The 20,877-nt window shown below is 68.7% G+C and carries 19 protein-coding genes; 8 read left to right on the forward strand and 11 right to left on the reverse strand.

Annotated features, from left to right (window positions below; translation table 11 throughout):
* Nucleotides 1-33: 33 nt before the first annotated feature.
* Together ACTICP_RS09925 and ACTICP_RS09930 are read right to left on the reverse strand one after the other, a co-directional pair.
* The gene (locus tag ACTICP_RS09925) at nucleotides 34-456 is read right to left on the reverse strand and encodes a VOC family protein (RefSeq protein WP_441891903.1); all 423 of its coding nucleotides are present in this window, start codon (nucleotides 454-456) and stop codon (nucleotides 34-36) included.
* Between the two features lie 91 nt (nucleotides 457-547).
* Nucleotides 548-2,278, reverse strand: coding sequence for an L-aspartate oxidase (locus tag ACTICP_RS09930; protein WP_441891905.1), 1,731 nt, complete (start codon nucleotides 2,276-2,278; stop codon nucleotides 548-550).
* Nucleotides 2,279-2,348: 70 nt separating this feature from the next.
* Between ACTICP_RS09930 and ACTICP_RS09935 the strand changes: the two genes are divergently transcribed.
* Nucleotides 2,349-3,278, forward strand: a complete 930-nt coding sequence (locus ACTICP_RS09935; protein WP_441891907.1) for a LysR family transcriptional regulator — start codon at nucleotides 2,349-2,351, stop codon at nucleotides 3,276-3,278.
* Nucleotides 3,279-3,298: 20 nt separating this feature from the next.
* Here the strand turns inward: ACTICP_RS09935 and erm are convergent, their stop codons facing one another.
* The 7 genes from erm to ACTICP_RS09970 all read right to left on the reverse strand — a co-directional run bounded on the left by erm (nucleotide 3,299) and on the right by ACTICP_RS09970 (nucleotide 8,214).
* Entirely contained in the window at nucleotides 3,299-4,081 is a 783-nt protein-coding gene (gene erm / locus ACTICP_RS09940) for a 23S ribosomal RNA methyltransferase Erm (RefSeq protein WP_441891909.1), read from the reverse strand.
* Between the two features lie 204 nt (nucleotides 4,082-4,285).
* The gene (locus ACTICP_RS09945; RefSeq protein WP_441891911.1) at nucleotides 4,286-4,774 is read right to left on the reverse strand and encodes a helix-turn-helix domain-containing protein; all 489 of its coding nucleotides are present in this window, start codon (nucleotides 4,772-4,774) and stop codon (nucleotides 4,286-4,288) included.
* Between the two features lie 100 nt (nucleotides 4,775-4,874).
* On the reverse strand, nucleotides 4,875-5,618 hold the full coding sequence (locus ACTICP_RS09950; RefSeq protein ID WP_441891913.1) for an SDR family oxidoreductase: 744 nt from the start codon (nucleotides 5,616-5,618) through the stop codon (nucleotides 4,875-4,877).
* Between the two features lie 5 nt (nucleotides 5,619-5,623).
* On the reverse strand, nucleotides 5,624-5,833 hold the full coding sequence (locus ACTICP_RS09955) for a hypothetical protein (RefSeq protein ID WP_441891915.1): 210 nt from the start codon (nucleotides 5,831-5,833) through the stop codon (nucleotides 5,624-5,626).
* A 110-nt stretch (nucleotides 5,834-5,943) separates the two neighbouring features.
* The gene (locus ACTICP_RS09960; RefSeq protein ID WP_441891917.1) at nucleotides 5,944-6,345 is read right to left on the reverse strand and encodes a VOC family protein; all 402 of its coding nucleotides are present in this window, start codon (nucleotides 6,343-6,345) and stop codon (nucleotides 5,944-5,946) included.
* A 21-nt stretch (nucleotides 6,346-6,366) separates the two neighbouring features.
* Entirely contained in the window at nucleotides 6,367-7,353 is a 987-nt protein-coding gene (locus tag ACTICP_RS09965; protein WP_441891919.1) for a DNA-3-methyladenine glycosylase family protein, read from the reverse strand.
* A 138-nt stretch (nucleotides 7,354-7,491) separates the two neighbouring features.
* Entirely contained in the window at nucleotides 7,492-8,214 is a 723-nt protein-coding gene (locus tag ACTICP_RS09970) for a winged helix-turn-helix domain-containing protein (protein WP_441891921.1), read from the reverse strand.
* 329 nt (nucleotides 8,215-8,543) lie between these two features.
* On the opposite strand from ACTICP_RS09970, the gene ACTICP_RS09975 reads away from it, so the two are divergent.
* The 4 genes from ACTICP_RS09975 (at nucleotide 8,544) to ACTICP_RS09990 (ending at nucleotide 13,806) form a co-directional block, all read left to right on the forward strand.
* Nucleotides 8,544-8,852, forward strand: coding sequence for a GNAT family N-acetyltransferase (locus ACTICP_RS09975; protein WP_441891923.1), 309 nt, complete (start codon nucleotides 8,544-8,546; stop codon nucleotides 8,850-8,852).
* A 57-nt stretch (nucleotides 8,853-8,909) separates the two neighbouring features.
* A complete protein-coding gene (locus ACTICP_RS09980) occupies nucleotides 8,910-9,377 on the forward strand; it encodes a DIP1984 family protein (protein ID WP_441891925.1) in 468 nt (155 codons plus the stop codon).
* 272 nt (nucleotides 9,378-9,649) lie between these two features.
* Entirely contained in the window at nucleotides 9,650-10,804 is a 1,155-nt protein-coding gene (locus ACTICP_RS09985) for an exonuclease SbcCD subunit D (protein WP_441891927.1), read from the forward strand.
* The gene (locus ACTICP_RS09990; RefSeq protein ID WP_441891929.1) at nucleotides 10,804-13,806 is read left to right on the forward strand and encodes an AAA family ATPase; all 3,003 of its coding nucleotides are present in this window, start codon (nucleotides 10,804-10,806) and stop codon (nucleotides 13,804-13,806) included. Before ACTICP_RS09985 ends, ACTICP_RS09990 begins: the two co-directional genes overlap by 1 nt.
* A 234-nt stretch (nucleotides 13,807-14,040) precedes the next feature.
* On the opposite strand, the gene ACTICP_RS09995 is transcribed toward ACTICP_RS09990, so the two are convergent.
* Complete coding sequence (locus tag ACTICP_RS09995) at nucleotides 14,041-14,991, reverse strand: aldo/keto reductase (RefSeq protein ID WP_441891931.1); 951 nt, start codon at nucleotides 14,989-14,991, stop codon at nucleotides 14,041-14,043.
* 104 nt (nucleotides 14,992-15,095) lie between these two features.
* Here ACTICP_RS09995 and nadE point away from each other — a divergent pair, with 104 nt between their 5' ends.
* A complete protein-coding gene (gene nadE / locus ACTICP_RS10000) occupies nucleotides 15,096-15,914 on the forward strand; it encodes an ammonia-dependent NAD(+) synthetase (RefSeq protein ID WP_441891933.1) in 819 nt (272 codons plus the stop codon).
* A 215-nt stretch (nucleotides 15,915-16,129) separates the two neighbouring features.
* Nucleotides 16,130-19,627 carry a TM0106 family RecB-like putative nuclease gene (locus ACTICP_RS10005; protein ID WP_441891935.1) on the forward strand — a complete coding sequence of 1,166 codons (3,498 nt, stop codon included), beginning with the start codon at nucleotides 16,130-16,132 and terminating at the stop codon, nucleotides 19,625-19,627.
* Between the two features lie 116 nt (nucleotides 19,628-19,743).
* On the opposite strand, the gene upp is transcribed toward ACTICP_RS10005, so the two are convergent.
* Nucleotides 19,744-20,376 carry a uracil phosphoribosyltransferase gene (gene upp / locus ACTICP_RS10010; protein WP_441891937.1) on the reverse strand — a complete coding sequence of 211 codons (633 nt, stop codon included), beginning with the start codon at nucleotides 20,374-20,376 and terminating at the stop codon, nucleotides 19,744-19,746.
* A 42-nt stretch (nucleotides 20,377-20,418) separates the two neighbouring features.
* On the opposite strand from upp, the gene tadA reads away from it, so the two are divergent.
* Entirely contained in the window at nucleotides 20,419-20,874 is a 456-nt protein-coding gene (gene tadA / locus ACTICP_RS10015; RefSeq protein WP_441891939.1) for a tRNA adenosine(34) deaminase TadA, read from the forward strand.
* Nucleotides 20,875-20,877: the final 3 nt, after the last annotated feature.

Consider the following 20,877-nt stretch of genomic DNA (forward strand, 5'->3'; position numbering starts at 1 on the left):
GCATCCGGTCGCGCGCCGGTCACAACGCCAGGATCAGGCGAACGAGTCCTCGATCGCGACCATCCACGAGATGCCGAAGCGGTCGACCAGCATGCCGAACTCGCCGCCCCAGGGTGCTGCTGCGAGCGGCTCAACGGCGGCGCCGCCGTCGAGAAGCCCCTCCCAGGCGCTGTGCAGGTAGTCGCTGTCGTCCTTGCCGCCGCTCAGCGACACCGAGATTCCCTGCGGCTTCTCGTACTCCATGCCGGTCGGGGTGTCCGATGCCATGAGTACCAGCCCGCCCGGAGCGTTCAGCTGCGCATGCATGACGAGGTTCTCCTCGCCCTCGGCGGTGCCGCTGCCGGGCATTTCGCCGAACGTGCTGACGGCGAGGTCGCCACCGAGTACGTCGAGGTAGAACTCCATCGCCTCGCGGGCTGAGTCGCGGAAGGACAGGTACGGATTGAGGTTCGCCATGATGACTCCTTCGTCGGGTACGCGGATGCAACCAGTGTGCGCCAGGCATCCACGATCCTCAATGGGGTGAACCGCTGATTTCAGCCAGCGTTCACTCCACGAGCTTGCCCTCCGACGACACCTCGCGGATGAGCGCGCGGATCTCAGCCGGAACCGGCGGGATCTCCTCGCGGGTCACTCCCGCAGACGGCGACCACACCAGGTTCACCTGCAGCGTCGGGTCTTCGTCGGGGAAGTCGCTGCGGTTGTGGGCTCCGCGGGTCTCGCGCCTCTCCAACGCGGCCTCAAGCGTCGCGCGAGCCGCAATCGCTGACCCCTTCAGATCGAAGGCGTGCGCGAGGTCTTGGAAACCGGCGATATCGGGATGGATGCCGATATCATCCATCCGCCCCTCGATCAGGTCGAGCTCGGCGAGCCCCGCGCGCAGGCCATTCTCCGAGCGGATGACCCCGGCATGCTCGGTCATCGTGTTGCGGATCGCGCGCTGCAGGGCGCGGACGTTCTCGCGGCCGTCCGCGCTGAGCAGAGCGTCAATCTCGCCTCGGGCTGTGGCCACGGCATCCGCCGACCGGTTCTGCGCGGCAAGTCCCGCGGCATGCGCCATCGCCGCCTGGCCGACGATCCGCCCGTAGACGAGCAGTTCGATCAGCGAGTTTCCGCCGAGGCGGTTCGCGCCGTGCAGCCCGCTGGACGCTTCGCCGATCGCGTAGAGGCCGCCGACGTCGGTGCTGTGGTCGTCGGGCCTGACCCACACGCCGCCCATCGAATAGTGCGCGGTGGGGGCTATTTCGATCGGGTCTGTGGTGATGTCGAGCATCTGCAGCTCCATCATCGTCTGGTACACCCGCGGCAGGCGCGTCATGATCGTCTCGCGGGGCAGGTGCGACACATCGAGCCAGACGCCGCCGTTCTCGGTGCCGCGGCCCTCGGCGATCTCCGTGTATGCGGCCAGGGCGACGCGATCGCGGGTGGACAGCTCCATCCGTTCCGGGTCGTACTTCTCCATGAATCGCTCGCCGAGCGCATTGCGCAGGATGCCGCCCTCACCGCGCGCAGCTTCGGAGATGAGGGTGCCCGCCGCGTTCTCCGGCTCGATGATTCCCGAGGGATGGAACTGCACGAGCTCGGGGTCGCGCAGCCGCCCGCCGGCTTCGATCGCGAGTCGGAACGAGTCGCCGGTGTTCTCGTCGCGGCGCGACGACGTGCGCCGCCAGATGCGGTTGTGTCCGCCGGCGGCGAGGATCACGGCATCCGCGTGGATGAGATATCGCGTGCCGTCGGCCTGGTCGAAGCCGTAGGCGCCGAAGACGACGCCGTTGCTCACGAGCAGACGGGTGATGTAGATGCCATCGAGAATCGGCACGTCCAACTGCTCCGCGCGGCGGACGAGCGTGCGCTGAATCTCGAGCCCGGTGTAGTCGCCGGCGAACGCCGTGCGCCGAAAAGTGTGCGCCCCGAAGAAGCGCTGCGAGATGCGCCCGTCGTCTTCGCGGGCGAAGTCCATGCCCCAGCGCTCCAGATCGCGGATGCCGCGTTCCGCACCCTGCGTGACGACCTCGACCGTGTGCGGGTTGGCGAGGAAGTAGCTCTCCTTGATCGTGTCGGCGGCGTGCTGCTGCCACGTGTCGCCAGCATCCATTGTTCCGAGTGCCGCGTTGATACCGCCGGCGGCGAGCGAGGTGTGCGCGTCGGTGCGCGGCCGTTTGCCGACGGCGAGGACGTCGACGCCGTGCTCTGCCACCTCGATGGCGGCGCGCAGGCCCGAGCCGCCGGTGCCGATGACGAGGACGGTTGTGGAGATCTGTCGTTCGCGAGTGCTCATCCCTCCACGCTAAGAAGGAGCGGTCGATAACTCCAATGCATTGTTGGCCTGGTCACGATAGTCTGCCAGTATGAACCTGGAGCAGTTGAAGGGATTCGTCACCGTCGCCGAACTCGGGCACTTCACGCGTGCCTCCGAGAAGCTGCATCTCGCCCAGCCCTCCCTGAGTCGTCAGATCTCGACGCTCGAGCAGGAGCTCGGCGCCGAACTGTTCCATCGTGCTCGCGGCAACATCTCGCTCACCGCCGCCGGCGAAACGCTGCTGCCGCGCGCTCGCCGCATGCTCACAGATGCCGACGCGATCCGCACCGAGATGGCCGAGCTCGCGGGGCTGCAGCGGGGGAGGGTGCGTCTGGGGGCGACGCCGACGCTGTGCATCAGTCTCGTCGCTGAGGTGCTGCGAGCCTTCCATACCGCGCATCCCGGCATCGAGCTGCAGCTCATCGAGGGCGGTTCGAACTTGCTGATCGAGCAGCTCGCCGCCGGAGCGGTCGACATGGCGCTGGTCACGATGTCGGAGGGGCAGCCCGTCACCGGCACGGCGCTCGTGCGCACGCCCCTGCTCAGCGAAGAGCTGGTCGTCGTCTCGTCTGCCGATGCGCCGCCGATCGCCGCATCCTCGATCGACCTGCAGCGCCTGTCACAGCTGCCGCTGGTCGCGCTCGCCGAAAGCTACGACCTGCGCGGGGCGACGGATGCCGCTTTCGACGCCGCGGGCCTGACACCGTCACCGGTCGTCGAAGGCGCCGAGATGGATGCCGTGCTCCGCTTCGTCGAACGCGGACTGGGAGTGGCTGTGGTGCCTGCGACGGTGCCCGTGGACCGGCCGACCCTGCGATCGGTGCGGTTGAGTGATCCGCAGCTGGAGCGCACCATCGTGCTCGCGCACCGTGCTGATGTGAACCCGACCCGCGCCGCCGCGGCGATGCGCACGGTGATCGTGCGCACCGCCGACGAGCTGGCTGCGCGCTCGCCCGAGACGCTGCGTCTGGTCCGATGACGTTCACCTGAAGGCGCGACTCATGCTCCGCGGCCGGCTTTTCCGGCGCGGTCGAGCCGTTGCCACAGCGCCGCCCACTGCTCAGGAGCGAGGTCGCGGGGCAGAGCCGAGTGCGCGATGCCTGCTTCCGTCAGAGCACGATCGGTCGCAGCCGCACGAGGCAACGACCGCAGGATGCGGCGCATGCCGTTGCCTCGGCTGCGGAACACCGTCGCGACGAAGACCTCGTAGCGATGTCTGTCACGCGGGTCGACGAGGGCGGTCGGCCGACGCTCGATTCCGAGGATGCCGCCGTCGACAGCCGGCATCGGCCGGAAGTGCCGTGCGGGCACCCGCGCGTGCAGCTGGAAGATGAACCAGGGAGCAGCCTGCGCCGTCATCATCGTGGCACCGCCGACGCCGGACCGTTTGCGCGCCACCTCCCACTGAGTGAGCAGGATCGCGTGGCGCCAGGTTCCTTCGCGCAGCAGGCGGCGCATGATCGGCGTGGTGAGGTGGAACGGGATGTTCCCGACGACCACCGGGCGTTCGAGTGGTTCGCGAAGCGCGTCGGAGCGACGCACATCGACCTGTGGCAGGCGGGCGCGCAGCCGTGTGAGCCGGTGCTCGTCGATGTCTATCGCACGCAATTCGCGTCTGAGCGCCGCCAGGTGGGTCGTGAGGGCGCCGTCGCCGGCGCCGATCTCCAGGATCGGCCCGTTCGTGTCAGCGACGAGCGCCGCCAGGCGCTGAAGCGTCGGGCGGTGTGTGAGGAAGTTCTGGCCGAGTTCGTGTCGGCCACCAGAGTGGGATCGAGGTCGCAAGAGAGCGCTCCAGAGGTGAAGAATGGAGCACCCGGTGCGGGCGTGCGGAGCACAGCGAACGCGCATCCGGGTGCAGGGCATCCGGAACGACGACGCGACAGGGTTAGACGACCACAGACGCGCCGTCAGGCGCGGCGGTCGCGATACGTGAATACGCGCGCATCGTTCAGCGCGCTCTTGATCATCACAGCCATGCGCAACAGCCTAGCGTGCGGCACGCTGCGCCGCACGGCGTGACTGCTTCCCTCGGGACAGCGGGTACTTCTCGTCGAGGTGCGGTTCCAGGTAGATCCGGCGGATCGCGACCAGGATGATGTAACCGCCGACCCAGTAGCTGAGGAACAGCACCAGGCCGTGCGGGAACGTGAAGCTGACCATGGTCAGCACGATGCCGATGCCGAAATAGAGCCAGCGCCAGGCCCCTGTGATCCGGTCGCGGGCGGCCTGCTGCTCTTCAGTGCGGTCCTCCAGCGAGTCGACCCTGCTGCTCAGGCCGGCGTCCTCGATCGTCGTGAAGAGCTCCCTGACGGGCACGTGCAGTGCGTCGGCGACGAGCGACAGGGTCTCCAGGCTGGCATCCTGCCCGGCCTCGAGGCGTTGGATGGTTCGAAGCCCGACGCCGCTCTCGTTCGCGAGTCGCTCCTGCGTCCAACCTTGCGCCTGGCGCAGTTCCATGATCCGTGTGCTGTTCATGGACTTCATGCTTCCTGCACTCCCTACGTCAGCACCACGTCACGGTGACGCCGATCAGCCGCCAGCGGCCGCCAGGATGCCGCCACCATTCTCTCGCGCTTCAGCGCTGCCCTGCGAGCCACTCCGCGAACGTCTGACGGCCGAGGTCGGCGCCGAGGCCGGGGAGTGCGAGACCGGCCCGCATCCCCTTCATCTGCTTGGTGGGGATGCTGATCGACGGCACCCAACCCCGGTGGCCCTTCGTCTTCGCGTAGGCCTTGACCATGGAATCCAACGCCTCCTCGCGCGGGCCGGCCAGGTCGCGAGCCCGGCCCTGCGGCGCACCGGCCGCCAGGGCGGCGAGTCGTTCGCCCACTTCTGCGGCCGCGATCGGCTGCGTGCGCGCTCGCGGTGCCAAGCGCAGCGGCCCGAACTTCGCCCGCTCGAACATCTGCCCCGCGAACTCGTGGAACTGCGTGGCGCGCAGGATCGTCCACGGTACGGAGGAAGCCTCCACGACCTTCTCCTGAGCGACCTTGCCGGCGTAGTAGTCGTACGGGATCCGGTCGATCCCGACGATCGACAGCAGCACGAGATGCCGGGCCCCTGCGCGTTCGGCTGCGGCGATGAGGTTGCTTGTGGCCGCCGTGAAGAACTCGGTCGCGGCATCTGCATTGAGCGTCGACACGTTGGCGGTGTCGATGACGGCCTCGACGCCGTCGAGCGCAGTCTCGAGCCCCTTTCCCGTGATGAGGTCCACGCCCGCCGAACGCGACAGAACCACAGGCTCGTGGCCGGCGCTGCGCACGGCCTCGACCGTCGGCATGCCGACGACCCCCGTTCCTCCGGCGACGGCGATCTTCATCTGCGTCAGATCTCGATGCCGTGCGATTCGTCGTTGACCCCGGCGTTGCCGCCCTTGCGCGACTCGGCGGCGATCAGCCAGACGACCGAGACGATCAGCGCGAGCAGCAGCCCGAGCCAGACGTTCTGCAGGATCAGCCCGATCACGATTCCGAGGATGAACAGCACGACCGTGCCGCCGAGCCAGGTCCAGCGCTGTTTCTTCGATGCCGCCATGGTCTCAGCTTAGGGGTCTTTCGAACCGTGAGCCGAGGCCCGTCTCTCGTCGAAGCCCGGTCTCTCGTCGAAGCCCCGTCGCAGGTACGCGCCGCCTGAGGGGAAAGGACTCAGGGCTCGCGGGGCGGATTGTGCATGAACTCGATACGGATGCCGCTGCTGTCCTCCACGAACGACGCGTAGTAGCGATCCGTGAACCGCGGGTACTCCTTCGGATCGCGTACCGCCGACCATCCGGCATCCATGGCGATCTCGTGCAGACGGTCGACCTCTGCCCGCGACTCCACGGCGAACGCGAGATGCTGCCACCCGACCTGCCCGTGGCGATGCGGGCCGGTCCCGGTCTCGCGGGCGGGGAAGAGGATGAGCTCGGGTTCATCGTCTCGCTGCCAGGAGACCGAGCCGTCCGCATCGTGCCGTGAGAATCCGAGGGCAGTGAGCACGGGATCGAACTGCGCGATCGCATGCGGGAGGTCCGCGACAGTGATTCCGAGGTGATCGAAGATGAGCATGATCCCAGCTTCGCGGACATGTCAGCGGTAGCGGTGATCTTCCGGGGCGAGCCGTGGTCCACGTCGGGGCTCGACGACGCCGCTGGCGAGGATGAGGCGTATTACGCGCTGGCGGTGACCCGACCAGGGGGCGAGAAGCTCCAGCATCCCGTCGTCGTCCACTCGGGAGCCGGTCAGGGCGAATCCGACCTGGTGCGCGAGATGGTAGTCGCCGACGCTGACGGCATCCGGATCGCCGAGGGCGCGGATGCGGGCCTCGGCGGCGGTCCACGCGCCGATTCCCGGCAGACTGGTGAGCACTCGATCGCTGTCCGGACCGCTGTCCGCCCCGAGCACCGCATCGGCGATACGCTGCCCGCGCTCGGCAGCACGCACGACCGCGCGGGACTGCGGCGGTTCGACCCCTGCGCGGTGCCACGCCCAGGACGGGATGCGGCGCCACCCGTCGATCGTGGGAGGTGCGAACATCGGCCGCGGTGTGGGGCCGGGTACACGCTCGCCGAAGCGGGTGATGAGCGCTCGCCACGCGCCGAATGCCTGGTACGACGTCACCTTCTGCTCGATCGTGGCGCTCGCGAGGGCATCGAAGACGAGGTCTGTGCGGGTCAGCCGCGTACCCGCGGTGCGCCGCGCGACGTGTGCGAGATGCGGATGCCCTGCTTCTGTCAGCGACGATGCGTCGAATCCGGTCTCATCATCGTCGGCGCCGCAGAGGCGAGGCAGCTGTGTCAGCGCCCAGTCGGCGCCGGCGCCCCAGGCCGTGGCATGCACGCCTTCTGCCGACTGCCTGAGAGCGAGCGTGGCGGGACCTTCGGGCGTGCGGGCTGCGCGCCACAGCGTCGAGCCGTCGACGAGCATCGTCGGATCCTTCGGGCCCCGCATCAACATGCCGACCGTGCGGAACAGATTCAGCGGATGCGCGGGTCGGTAGACGGTGTGCGCCGGGGCGGTGCGCGGAGCGCGGGTGTGCGCGGACGCGGCAGTGGCGGCATCCGCTGTCAAGGTCATGCGAACACCCTACGTCGCGCCGCTGACAGTCGCGCCCGACAGCATCCGCGGCACTTTCTGACAGGCGCGCCATCGATCAATGCCGCGCATGTCACGAAGTAGCGCGCGAACGAGCAGCTGCGGCAGGACCAGCGTGCTTCAGAAGCGGTCGGGTGAAGGCGTGCCGTGGCCGTAGCGGATGACGACGTCGGCGTGGCGGTCGAAGCGGTACCCGACGCCGCGCACGGTGCGCACGATGTCTTCGTAGCGGCCGAGCTTGGCGCGCAGACGCCGCACGTGCACGTCGATGGTGCGCTCGCCGGGCGTTTCATCTTCGGGGGACTGCCACAGGGCGTCGACGAGTTCGGAGCGCTCGATCGTGCGCCCCTCGCGCAGGACGAGGTACTGCAGCAGCTCGAACTCCTTGTACGTGAACGCCGCGGAGTCGCCGTCGATCAGCACGCGCTTGCGGGAGATGTCGACGGTGACGCCGTAGTCCTCGTTCTTCTCCTCGGTCTCGGTCGCAGCCTTGGCTCGCGCGACGGCACCCGGCTCCTGCAGGGCGAGGCGCACGACGTCGAGGTCGCGGCCTCCCGAGCCGTGCGGGGCGAGAGCGACGGTCGCGTGCGTGTCGGCGCCGGGTGCGAGCTCGGCCAGGGTGCGGCGCAGGGCGTCGACGAGGAGCGGCAGGCTCACGCCGGCTTCAGCGGCCTTGATCTCGTCGAGTCCGACGTAGAGGGCGAAGCCGCGGGGAGAGCGGGGGGCGGGGAGGTCTTCGGGGGCGGGAGGAGCGGCCGGGGCGTCCGGCTCGACGAAGCGCGGAACGGGGCGCAGGTGCGGGGCGCGGGTGGCGGGACGCTCGAGGAGTGCGGTGTTCGACATGATGATGAAGTCCTTTGGGACGTGAGCCGACGCGGCTCGGATGTGTTGCGAGAGTGACCCTGAGGGCCGAGAGCGAGCACACGGGTAGGTGCTCGGGGGCTCACGCCTCGCAGATCGCGAAGGACGGAACCGGACAGGGCAGCTGAGTGATCAGCGACACATTCGGCAACACATGCCAACGCAGCCGGGCATCATCATCCCGGCAGTCCTGTTCGCCTCCTGGGCGGACAAAGGGCGCGCGTTGGTGGTCATGGGGGCGATTATGTCCGAAGATGTCGCCCGGTGTCAAAACGAGTCCCGGTGTGACGCGGTGCCCTAGCGTGGGAGGCATGACGGATTCCACGATGATCGACGGGTTCCTGGTCACCGACGAGAAGGATGCTTCGCGCTACACCCTCACGCGTGACGGCGTGCTCGTCAGCGCCCTGGACTATCGCGACGACGGCAGCACCATCGCCCTCACCAGAGCCTTCACGATCCCGACATTCCGCGGGCACGGGTACGCCGCGAAGGTGGTGGCCGGCGCGGTGGCCGACATCGAGAGCCGCGGCGACCGCAAGGTCGATCCGGTGTGCTGGTACGTCGCGGAGTGGTTCGAGCAGAACGCGGATCACGCGGGTCTGCTGCGCCGGCGCTGAGCGGGAAAGATGTGACGCTCTGTTACGCGGCGTCTCGGTGCCTGCGAGGATGACCACATGAAGATCGCAGAGGCACTGACCGCACGAGCCGACCTGCAGCGCCGCATCGAGCAGCTGCGTGCGCGCGTCGTTGCGAACGCCCGCTACCAGGAGGGCGAGGAGCCCGCTGAGGATGCTGCGTCCCTCCTGAGCGAAGCCGAGCGCGACCTCGCGGCGCTGCGTGACCTCATCCGCTGGATCAATGCGACGAATGCACGGATCGACCTCGGCGCAGATGGCACGATGACCGACGCGCTGGCCTCCAGAGATGTCCTCCGTCTGCAGCATTCGCTGCTGGTGGATGCCGCGGCCGCAGCATCCGGATCCAACCAGCCCGGATTCCGGCAGATGCGGTCGGAGTTGCGGCAGATCGCAGCGCTGCCGGTCGCGGAGCTGCGCGCGGCAGCCGACGGCGTCGCGCAGCAGCTGCGTGAGCTGGACAACAAGATCCAGCAGGCGAACTGGACGCACGACCTGGAGGAGTAGAGCCGGAAGTCGGTAGTCATGACGAAGCGGGCACAAGCCCTGCCGGAGGGTCAATTCCGGCCCATGTAGGGCGGAGGGCAGCCCACGATCTCGCATCGCGCAGCCCCGCACGTCGTACATGTGAAGGTGCACGTCGCACTACGTATCACCGCGTGCCGATCGTCATGGTGAGGGTGGGTCAGGGGACCTTCCGGTTCTTATCCGCCGGTCGAGGGCGGGATGCCGCGGCACGCCTCTGAGGGAATGTCCGAGGCTCTCCGTACGGTGTGAATATGCGAATCCTGCACACCTCCGACTGGCATATCGGCCGCACCTTCCATGGCAACTCGACCATGGATGCTCTGGCCGAGGTCTTCGGTGCGCTCGTCGCCCAGGTGCGGGAGTATGGGGTCGACGTGGTGGTCGTCGCGGGCGACGTGTTCGATTCGGCGACACCGGCCGGACCCGCCTACACACTGCTCGGCGACACTCTTGCCGCCCTGCACGACACGGGTGCCCGTGTGATCGTCACGAGCGGCAACCATGACTCTGCCGCTCGGCTCGGCTTCCAGGCGCGGCTGCTTCGTGACGGCATTCACATGATCACCGATCCGCTTTCTATCGGCGAACCCGTCACGATCGATGACGCGGATGGCCCCGTGCACTTCTACGGCATCCCGTATCTCGAACCGGCGATCGTCCGGCAGCACTGGAGCGACGTCGCGCTGCGCACGCAGGCGCAGACCATGGCCCACGCGATGAGGCTGGTGCGTGCCGGAATGGCCGGGCACGAGGGCCGTTCGGTCGCCATCGCGCACTGCTTCGCCGCAGGGGTGGATGCCACGGTCGGGCTCGAGCGCGAGGTCCGCCAGGGCGGGCTCGACGTCGTGCCGCTCGAGGTGTTCGACGGGCCCGACTACGTCGCACTCGGCCACATCCACGGGCGGCAGAAAATCAGCGATCGGGTGCGGTACGCGGGGGCTCCACTGCACTACAGCTTCGGCGAGCAGCACAAGGAGCGCGGCTCCTGGCTCGTCGACCTCGACGCTTCCGGGCTCGCGGCCGTGGAGTGGCTCGCCCTGCCGGTGCCGCGCCGCTTGGTGACGCTGACGGGAACCCTCGATGAGATCCTCGCCGCGTCGAATGTCGCAGAGCACGCCGATGACTGGGTGTGCGCCGTCTACACCGACGCGCTGCCTCAGGCCGAGCCGATGCGCCGGCTGAAGGAGCGCTTCCCGTACTGCGCGATGGTGCAGCATGCTCCGATTGATGACGGCGCGCAGGAGGAGCGCTCCTATGCGGCGCGACTGAAGACCGCGGTGACCGACACCGAGCGCATCGGGGCCTTCCTCGAGCATGTGCGCGCCGGGCAGGGGCCGAACGAGCGCGAGAGCGAGCTCATCCGCGAGGTGCTCGACGAGCGCGTCGTCGCCGAGGCCCTCGTCTAGTGCGCCTTCACCGTCTCGAGATCGAGGGGTTCGGCCCGTTTCTCGACAGGCAGACCGTCGACTTCGACGGGTTCGCCGATGACGGCATCTTCCTGATTGCCGGGCGCACCGGCGCCGGCAAGTCCAGCATTCTGGATGCCGTCTGCTTCGGCCTGTACGGTTCCGTGCCGAGATACGAGGGCGGCGACAGGCGATTACGCAGCGACCACTGCGCACCCGACGACCCGAGCGAGGTCGTCGTCGAGTTCAGCACGACGGCAGGGCGATTCCGGGTCACGCGCTCGCCGGAGTATCTGCGACCGGCCAAACGCGGCGGCGGGCTGACGAAACAGGCGTCGGGAGTGCAGCTCGACTCGTTGGGCGATGACGGCTGGGTCACAGTTGCTGCGAAGGAGCGCGAGGTCGCGCACGAGCTCGACGAGATCCTGCAGTTGAGCCGCGAGCAGTTCCTGCAGGTGATCCTGCTCGCGCAGAATCGGTTCGCGCGGTTCCTGCTCGCAGACAGCAAAGAGCGGCAGGGGCTGCTGCGCCGACTGTTCGGCACCGAACGCTTCGAAGACGTGCAGAGCCGTTTCGAGGAGCGCCGTCGTGCCTCCGAGAACGCCCTCACCGGGGCCCACGCCACCGTTGACGCGCGGCTCGGCGAGGCCGAGCGGGTCGTTACCGCGGCAGAGCTGTGGGGCGACCACGCTGGTGATCCCGACGCTGGCTCGACGCAGGAGCGCATCGACGCGCTGCGGGCGGCTCTGACCCGCGCCGAGTACCGGGTCGAGCGCCGCGGCGCCGAGCGCGACGACGCTGAGGAGCGTCTGACCGCGGCCGACGCCGCGCTGACGGCGGCCAGAGAAGAGCAGAAGGCCCAGCAGGAGCGCGACCGTGCGCGTGCGGCCATGACGAAACTGGATGCCGAGCAGCCTGAGATCGACGCCACCCAGACGGCCCTGCAGCGGGCACGTGCGGCCGAGGGGCTGCGTGCGACCCTCGCGGCGACCGCGCGGGCCGAGGAGGTGCGCGATGCGTCCGCGGCTGCCGAGGTCGCAGCGCGCCACGACTGGGATGCGACGGGTGTCGAACTCGACGAGGTCGAAGCGGCCGAGCTCTCCGCGGTCGATCTCCCGGCCGAACTCGAGGCGTGGGCCGCTGCGCGTACCCGTGAGAGCGGCGCCTGGGAGCACGCGGCCGAACTGGAGGCGGGGGCGGAGGCGCTGCGCGCCGAGGTCGAGGGGGCGCGCGAGAGTGTGGAGGCAGCATCCGCTCTGATCGACGCGGGAGAGGCCGAGCGTGCCGCCTTGCCGGCGCGACAGGCCGAACTCACGGCGAAGCGCGATGTCGCGAGGCGGAATGCCGACCGTGTCGATGACCTGACGCGCGCCCTCGCAGCCGCGACGTCGCGCCGCGATGCGGCTGTTTCCGTCGTGAAGGTCGATGACGAACTCGTCATTGCCGACCGCGCGCTCGTCGACGCGAGTGCGACGCTGGCCGAAGCGCAGACCACGCTCGCACAGCTGCGGAAGCGCCGCCTGGACGGCTTCGCCGGCGAGCTCGCGACCGCGTTGGTCCCCGGGCGGCCGTGCGCGGTGTGCGGATCGACCGAGCACCCGGCACCCGCCGAACACAGCGACCCGGTGTCTGCTGAAGACATCGAGACGGCTGAAACGGTGCGCGACAGCGCACAGTCGGTCGAGCGTGCGGCACAGGAAGAAGCGGCGAAGCTGCGGGCCGAGCGCGCCGCGGCCGCCGCCGTGGCCGATGGCCGCACGGTCGAGATCGCCGAAGGAGAACTCGCCGTCGCCGTGCAGGCGCACGCTGATGCAGATCGGGCATCCGGCGAACTCGCCGACCTCGAAACACAGGTAGCACAGGTCGCCGAAGCGATCGCAGCGCTCGACGAGAAGCGTGCAGAATCCGCCACGGCGCTGTCTGCCGCGCGCGAGGCCCTGGCGCTCGCCACCCAGCGGGAGCAACAGGCGGCGGCGCAGATCAGCGCCGCCAGAGGAACGTTCCAGACGGTCGCGCAGCGGATCGCCGAGGTTGTCGCGCACGCTGACATCGCTCGCCGTCTGGCGGCTGCCCTCACCGAACGATCGCGCAGCGAGCAGTCATACGCGGCGGCTAAAGAAGAGCAGAATGCCGCGCTCGCGGCATCCGACTTCGATGGTGTCGCGGCGGCACGGGAGGCGATGCGCTCGCCAGACGAGCAGGAGGCGCTCGATGCGCGTGTCTCCGCGCACACCGTGCAGCGCGAGAAGGAGAAGTCGACGCTGCTCGATCTCGAGCTGCGCACCCTGCCCGAGGAGCCGATCGACCTGGCGCCCGCCGAAACCGCGGCCACCGACGCCAGAGCGGTGTGGAAGACCGCGATGGATGCCGCCGGGCGCGCGGAGTCGACGGCCGAGCAGCTCGCGAGCCTGATCGAATCGGCGGCATCAGAGCATGCGCGCAGCGCGGAGCAGCAGGAGGAGCACGAGGTGCTCCGCGGACTCGCCGACACCATCGCCGGGCGTGCCGGTAACACCCACAAGATGACGCTCGAGACCTTTGTGCTGGCTGCCGAGCTCGAAGAGATCGTCGACGCGGCGAACCGGCGACTCAGCGACATGTCGACCGGTCGCTACCAGCTGCGGCACTCCGACGCGCTGGCGTCGCGGGGCGCGGCATCCGGTCTTGGCATCGTCGTGTTCGACGCATTCACGGGACAGACCCGTCCCGCGCAGTCGCTGTCCGGCGGGGAGACATTCCTCGGCTCGCTGGCGCTCGCGCTCGGGCTCGCCGAGGTCGTCACAGCCCGTGCGGGCGGTATCCAGCTCGACACGCTGTTCATCGACGAGGGCTTCGGATCGCTCGATGCCGACACGCTCGAGGTTGCGATGCGCACGCTCGACGAGCTGCGCTCCGGCGGTCGCACGGTCGGCGTGATCAGTCACGTCGAGTCGATGCAGGAGCAGATCCCCGCACAGCTCGTGGTCGAGCAGACGTCCGCCGGCCCGAGCCGCATCCGCTGAGCCGTGTCGCTGAGCCGGCTTCGACTCGTCGCCTCCGGCCAGGCGACCGTCGGCCGGGGCCATGTCTGGGAAGATGCGGGTGCTGGTGGCCGACACTCGCCACAACCCCGACGCGGAATCAGCCGTGTCGGGAAAGATGCGCGTGCTGACGGCCGACACCCGCCACAACCCAGACACGGCCTTGGCGATGTCCGGAAAGCCGCCGAAGCCGAAGCCGAAGGCCCCGACCCAGCCTCAGACCTTGGCCGGGCTCCACTCCGACACGGTATCCAGCGCCTGCACGTCCTCGGCCGTCAGCTCCAGCGTCGCGCTCGCGAGCAGATCTGCGACCTGTTCGACGCGCGAGGCGCTGGCGATCGGCGCGGCCACGGTCGGCTGGGCGCGCAGCCACGCCAGGGCGACGGCCGGGATCGAGGCGCCGTGTGCGCCGGCGATGCGCTCCAGCTCCTCGATGATCTTCAGCCCCTGCGGGGTGGCGTACTGCGCGGCTTTGCCGGCGCGCGGAGATGAGCCGGCAGCATCCGCCGAACGGTACTTGCCGGTGAGGAATCCGCTGGCCAGCGCATAGTACGGCACGAGGCTCATCCCGAACTCCTCAGCCAGGGGGATGATGTTCTCTTCGACGTCGTTGCGGTGCACGAGGTTGTAGTGCGGCTGCACGGCGACGGGCAGCGGAACGCCGGTCTGCTCAGCGATCGAGATCCAGGAGCGGATGCGGTCGGCGGAGTAGTTCGACACGGCTGTGTGGCGCACCAGGCCGTCCGCGACCAGCTCGCCGAATGCTCCGACGGTCTCTTCCAGCGGTGTGTCGGCGTCGTCGAAGTGCGCGTAGTACAGGTCGATCGTGTCGACGCCCAGACGCTTCAGCGACGCCTCCGCGGCCGCGCGGACGTTCTTCGCCGACAGTCCTGAGAACTCCGGGTGGCTGCTGACCTTCGTGGCGATCGTAAGGCCGGACGGCTTGCGAGAGGCGAGCCACTCGCCGATGATCCGCTCGCTGTCGCCACCGGAGTTCCCCGGCACCCAGGCGCTGTATCCGTCGGCGGTGTCGATGAAGTCACCGCCGCCCGCCGTGAAGGCATCGAGGATCGCGAACGACGCGTCGCGGTCTGCGGTCCAGCCGAACACGTTTCCGCCGAGGGCGAGAGGGAGGACATCGAGGTCGCTACGGCCGAGAAGGGTCATGGTGCTCGCTTTCATCAAAGGTTCACTCGCCACAAGGCGCCGGCTTCCGGAGTTATTCCTGTGGCGTCATACCGGTGTAACACGCAAGGGATGATACTGGAGCCATGACGCTTCAGCAGGAGATCGCCCAGACACTCGGGGTGCAGTCGGAGATCGACCCGGCGGCGGAGATCGACCGTCGGGTGACGTTCCTCTCCGATTATCTCGAGAAGAGCCGCGCGAAGGGATTCGTACTCGGCATCTCGGGCGGGCAGGATTCCACACTCGCCGGACGCCTCGCGCAGCTCGCCGTCGAGCGCGTGCGCGCGCAGGGAGCAACGGCCGACTTCATCGCCGTCCGGCTCCCGTACAAGGTGCAGCACGACGCGGATGACGCGACCGCAGCCCTCGGTTTCATCGCCGCCGACCGGGTCGTCGAGGTGAACATCCAGCACGGCGTGGACGGCGTCGAGACTGACATCGAGCACGCTGCCGGAGCATCTATCTCGGATTTCAATCGCGGAAACATCAAGGCGCGCATCCGCATGGTCACGCAATACGCGCTCGCCGGGCACGACGGGCACCTCGTCGTCGGCACCGACCATGCCGCCGAGGCCGTGACGGGCTTCTACACGAAGTTCGGTGACGGTGCGGCCGACATCCTGCCGCTGGCGGGACTCACCAAACGCCAGGGCAAGCAGCTGCTGCGCACACTGCAGGCCCCGGAACGACTGTGGATGAAGGTGCCGACCGCCGACCTCCTCGACGACCAGCCCGGGCGTGCCGACGAAGACGAACTCGGAATCACCTACGAGCAGATCGACGACTACCTCGAGGGCCGGCCAGTGGATGCTGACGCCGCAGCCCGCATCGAGCAGAAGTACCTCGGGAGCGCGCACAAGCGCCACCTGCCCGTCGCGCCCGATGACGACTGGTGGCGGTGAGCGGCAGCGCGGCTGAGGCTTCGACTCCTCGCTGACGCTAGCCGCTCAGCCTGTTCCGTCTTCGGCGGCTTCGCCGCCTACGCCCAACGTCCAGCTCAGTGGCTCCCAGCGTGCGGGTCGTTGAACGAGCGGAGCGAGACGAAACGCACGGAGCGAGCGCAGTAAGTCGAAGTGCCTCAGGGTGAAGTGTCCGAGCCCCCGGCTACGCTCGGAACATGCGGATCGATACTCAGGAACAGCGCGTCATCTGGAGCGCGAGCGATCTGAAAGCGGCCGCAGAATGCGAGTTCGCGTGGGCGCGCGCGATCGACGCGAAGCTCGGCCGCGTGCCGGCTGTCGAAGAGCCTGAAGACGCGACTCTGGAACGGGCCGCGAGACTCGGCGACGTGCACGAGGCGAAGGTTCTCGCGGCGTATCGCGAGCGGTTCGGCGCCGATGCCGTGCACGAGATCGAGCGGGCGAGCTCTGCGGATGCAGCAGCTCTCGCCGCCGTCGTGTCCGAGACGATCGAGGTGCTGAGGTCAGATACCCGGTTGCTGTTCCAAGCCGCTTTCGCCACTGACGAGTTCGTCGGTTTCGCCGACTTCCTGCTGCGCGAAGACGACGGTCGTTGGCGCGTGCAAGACTCCAAGCTCGCGCGAACCGCTCGCGTCACGGCGCTCATGCAGCTCGCGGCATATGTCGACCAGCTCGACCGCCTCGGCGTCCCGCGCTCCGACGAGGTCGACCTCATTCTCGGCGACAGCACGGTCAGCACCCATGCCGTCGACGATCTGCTGCCGCTGTTCCACGTCCGTCGCGCGCGGCTGCGCACCCTGATCGCCGACCGCGACATCGGCGCCGGCGCGGCCGGAGCGCCGCTGGCGTGGGGTGACGAGCGCGGTGACATCGGGCTCGTCGCATGCGGCCGTTGCGAGACCTGCACGCAGCAGGTGGATTCCGCCCGCGATCTGCTCATGGTGGCGCGAATGCGGCCGGTGGCCCGCACCCGCTTGCGCGACGCCGGCATCGAAACTATCGATGAGTTGGCTGCAGCGACAGATGTTCCCTCTGGCATGAACACCGACACGTTCGAGTCCCTACGGGCGCAGGCGCGGCTGCAGCTGCGCGCCGAAGCCGACGACGAGCCGACGTACGACGCCTACCATCCAGAAGCCATTCACACTCTGCCGCGACCGAGCCGCGGTGACATCTTCTTCGATTTCGAGGGCGACCCGCTCTACACCGAGCCCGCCCCCGACGGCCACGCGCACTGGGGCATCGACTACCTGTTCGGTTGGGTCGACAATGATGACCAGTACACGCCGCTGTGGGCGCACACGTTCGCCGATGAGAAGAAGGCGTTCGAGCAGTTCCTCGACTTCGTGCACGTGCGGCGGGCGGCGCACCCCGACATGCACATCTACCACTATGCGCCGTACGAGACCTCCCATCTCAGCGCGATGGCCGCGCGCTACGGCATCCGTGAGGGCGAGGTCGACAAACTGCTGCGCGAGGGAGTCTTCGTCGACCTGTACCCGCTCGTGCTGCGTACAGTGCGCGTCGGTTCGCGCTCGTATTCGATCAAGAAGCTCGAGCCGCTGTACATGGGTGACGACGTGCGCACCAGTGACGTGCAGAAGGGCGACGACTCGATCGTGCAGTACGTCGCGGCTCGGCAGTTGGCCGCGGCCGGCGAGACCGCCGATGCCGATGCCGTGCTCGCCGACCTCGCCGACTACAACCGGTACGACTGCGTCTCGACCCGGGGCCTGCGCAACTGGCTGATCGAGATCGCGAAGCAGAAGGGCGTCAACCCGGCACCGCCCGACACTCCGGATGAGGTCGTCTACGAGCCGTCCCCGCGCTCGGTCGCGCTGCTCGCCGACGCGGCGCAAGACGTGGAGGGCGGCGGCGACGGTGAAACCCACCGGGTCGCCGCGGCGGCGATCGACTACTACCCGCGCGAGTCCGCGATCTTCTGGCGGGCGCACTTCCAGCGCCTGCGCGAGCCGGCCTCGATGTGGGACCAGACCCGCGACGTCGTTCGGGTGGATGCTGCCGCCTGCGCGCTGCGCCGCGACTGGAGCATCGAAGAGGGTCGCCGAGTCATGTCGCGCGAGATCGAGATCCGCGGCGAGATCTCGCCCGGCACCACGCTGGGCGAGGGCGGCGAACCGTTCGCGCTGTATCCGTTCCCGGCACCGTTCGACGTCGAAGCTCCGTCGCGCGCGGTGCATGTTCCGCATGTCGTGAAGATCGTCGAGGTGCTCGAAGACGGCTACGTGATCGCCGAGAATGCAGTCGACGGTCAGACCTGGAACGACCTGCCGCTCGTCCTCACCCCCGCCGCCCCGCCGCGCGTCGTGTCGTTGCAGGGCGCGATCGACGAGTGGGCGGATGCTCTGCATCAAGCGGCTCCGTCGTACCCGGCCGACGCGGCCACCGACATCCTGCGCCGCGTGCCGCCGCGCACTATCTCGGGCGACGGCCTCCCGCCGGCTGACGGCGGCGTGATCGATGCGATCGTGCGTGCGGTGCGCGACCTCGACTGCAGTTACCTCGCGGTGCAGGGCCCTCCGGGTACGGGTAAGACCTACACCGGGTCGCACGTGATCGCGCGGCTGGTGAACGAGTACGGCTTCCGCATCGGCGTCGTCGCGCAGTCGCATGCGATCGTCGAGACACTGCTGGAGCGCGTCGTCGCCGCCGGGGTCCCGGCGGCGCAGGTGGCGAAAGCTCCGAAGGAGAAGGGCTCCGAGCCGACATATACGCCGATCCCCAAGACGGGCATGGCGTCGTTCCTCGCCGAGCGTGCGGAGCAGGGCAGTGCGGGGCCGGGCAGCGCCGGTCAGGGAGCCGTCGTCGGCGGCACCGCCTGGGACTTCAGCAACGTCACTCGCGTCGAGCGCGGCGGTCTCGACCTCGTCGTGATCGACGAGGCCGGGCAGTTCTCGCTCGCGTCGACGATCGCCGTCGCCGCCGGGGCCAAGCGTCTGCTGCTCCTCGGCGATCCGCAGCAATTGCCGCAGGTCAGTCAGGGCGCGCACCCCGAACCCGTCGACACGTCGGCGCTCGGTTGGGTGATGGACGGGGATGCCGTCGTGCGGCCGGAGTACGGCTACTTCCTCGATCGCAGCTGGCGGATGCATCCGGCCGTCGCGGGCCCGGTGTCACAGCTGTCGTACGCCGGGCAGCTCGCGTCAGCATCCGGAACAGAGCAGCGGGCGATCGACGGTGTGAAACCGGGGCTGCACCTCGAGCCGCTCCGACACCGCGGCAACGCGACCCAGTCGTCGGAGGAAGCCGAACGGGTCGTGCAGCTGGTCCGTGACCTGATCGGGCGCGAATTCACCGAGCCGGAGGCCTCCCCGCGCACACTCTGCGAAGCCGACATCATCGTCGTCGCGCCTTACAACGCACAGAAGCAGCTCGTCCATGACGCCCTCGCGGCGGCCGGGTTCGCCGGGGTGCCGGTGGGAACAGTCGACAACTTCCAGGGCAAGGAAGCGGTGGTCTCGATCACGACGCTCGCGGCGTCCAGCGGGAGGGATGCCCCGCGCGGACCGGAGTTCCTGCTGCTGCAGAACCGGCTCAACGTCGCGATCTCACGGGCCCAGGTCGTCGCATACCTGATCTACTCACCGGCACTGCTCGACGATCTTCCGCGCACGCCCGAGGGCGTGGCCCGGATGAGTGCCTTCGCGCACCTCGTCGGCGCCGACCGCGCCTGACCCCGGCCTCAACCGCGCCTGACTCGACCGCGCTTGACCCGCCGGAACAGCGCGGCCCCCGACGTCAGACCGTGACGTCAGACCGTGCCGTCAGACCGTGACGTCAGACCGTGCCGTCAGACCGTGCCGTACAGCCGGTCTCCGGCATCGCCGAGGCCGGGGACGATGAAGCGGTTCTCATCGAGCCCCTCATCCAGCGCGCCGAGCACGAGGGTGACGTCCCGGTCGCCCACGAGCTTCTCGATCGTCTCGACGCCCTCGGGGGTTCCGAGCAGGCAGATTGCGGTGACATCTTTCGCGCCGCGGTCGAAGAAGAACTGGATCGCCGCCGCGAGCGACCCTCCGGTGGCGAGCATCGGGTCGATCGCGAAGCACTGCCGATCGCTGAGGTCATCGGGCAGACGCTCGGCGTAGGTCGTCGGCTCGAACGTGGTCTCGTCGCGGACCATGCCGAGGAAGCCCACCTCTGCCGTCGGCAGCAGCTTGACCAGTCCCTCGAGCATCCCGAGCCCGGCGCGCAGAATGGGAACGACGATCGGTCGCGGCTCGGAGATCTTCACGCCCATCGTCTTCGTGACCGGTGTCGTGATCTCGACCGGAGCGACCTTGACGCTGCGGGTCGCTTCGTAGGCCAGCAGGGTGACGAGTTCTTCGGTCAGTTGCCGGAACACCGGTGACGGGGTGCGCTCATCGCGCAGCACCGTGAGCTTGTGAGTGACGAGAGGGTGGTCGGCGACGTGAACACGCATGAGTACAGGGTAATGCGCCGCGGGTGCGGATACGCTCGGATCATGCGCCAGACCGACACCGACGGGATGCTGCGCGCACTCGCGCTCGCTGCAGAAGCAGGCGCCGCGGGCGAGGTTCCGGTCGGCGCCGTCGTCGTTGACGCCGCGGGGGTGATCGTCGGTGAGGGGCGCAATACCCGCGAGGAGACCCACGATCCCACCGGTCACGCGGAGATCATCGCACTTCGGAAGGCCGCGGCATCCACCCGCTCTTGGAATCTCGAGGGGCACTCCCTCGTCGTCACCCTGGAGCCCTGTGTGATGTGCGCCGGAGCGATCCTGCAGGCGCGGATCGGGCGGGTCGTCTTCGGTGCGTGGGACGAGAAGGCGGGCGCGGCGGGCTCGATGTACGACGTGCTGCGCGATCGCCGGCTTCCGTATCGCGCCGAGGTGGTCGGCGGGGTCTCCGAGGATGCTGCGACCGCGCTGCTGCGGGACTTCTTCGAGCAGCGGCGCTGACAC

The sequence above is a fragment of the Microbacterium sp. genome (assembly GCF_052102115.1).
In the GTDB taxonomy this organism is placed as follows: domain Bacteria; phylum Actinomycetota; class Actinomycetes; order Actinomycetales; family Microbacteriaceae; genus Microbacterium.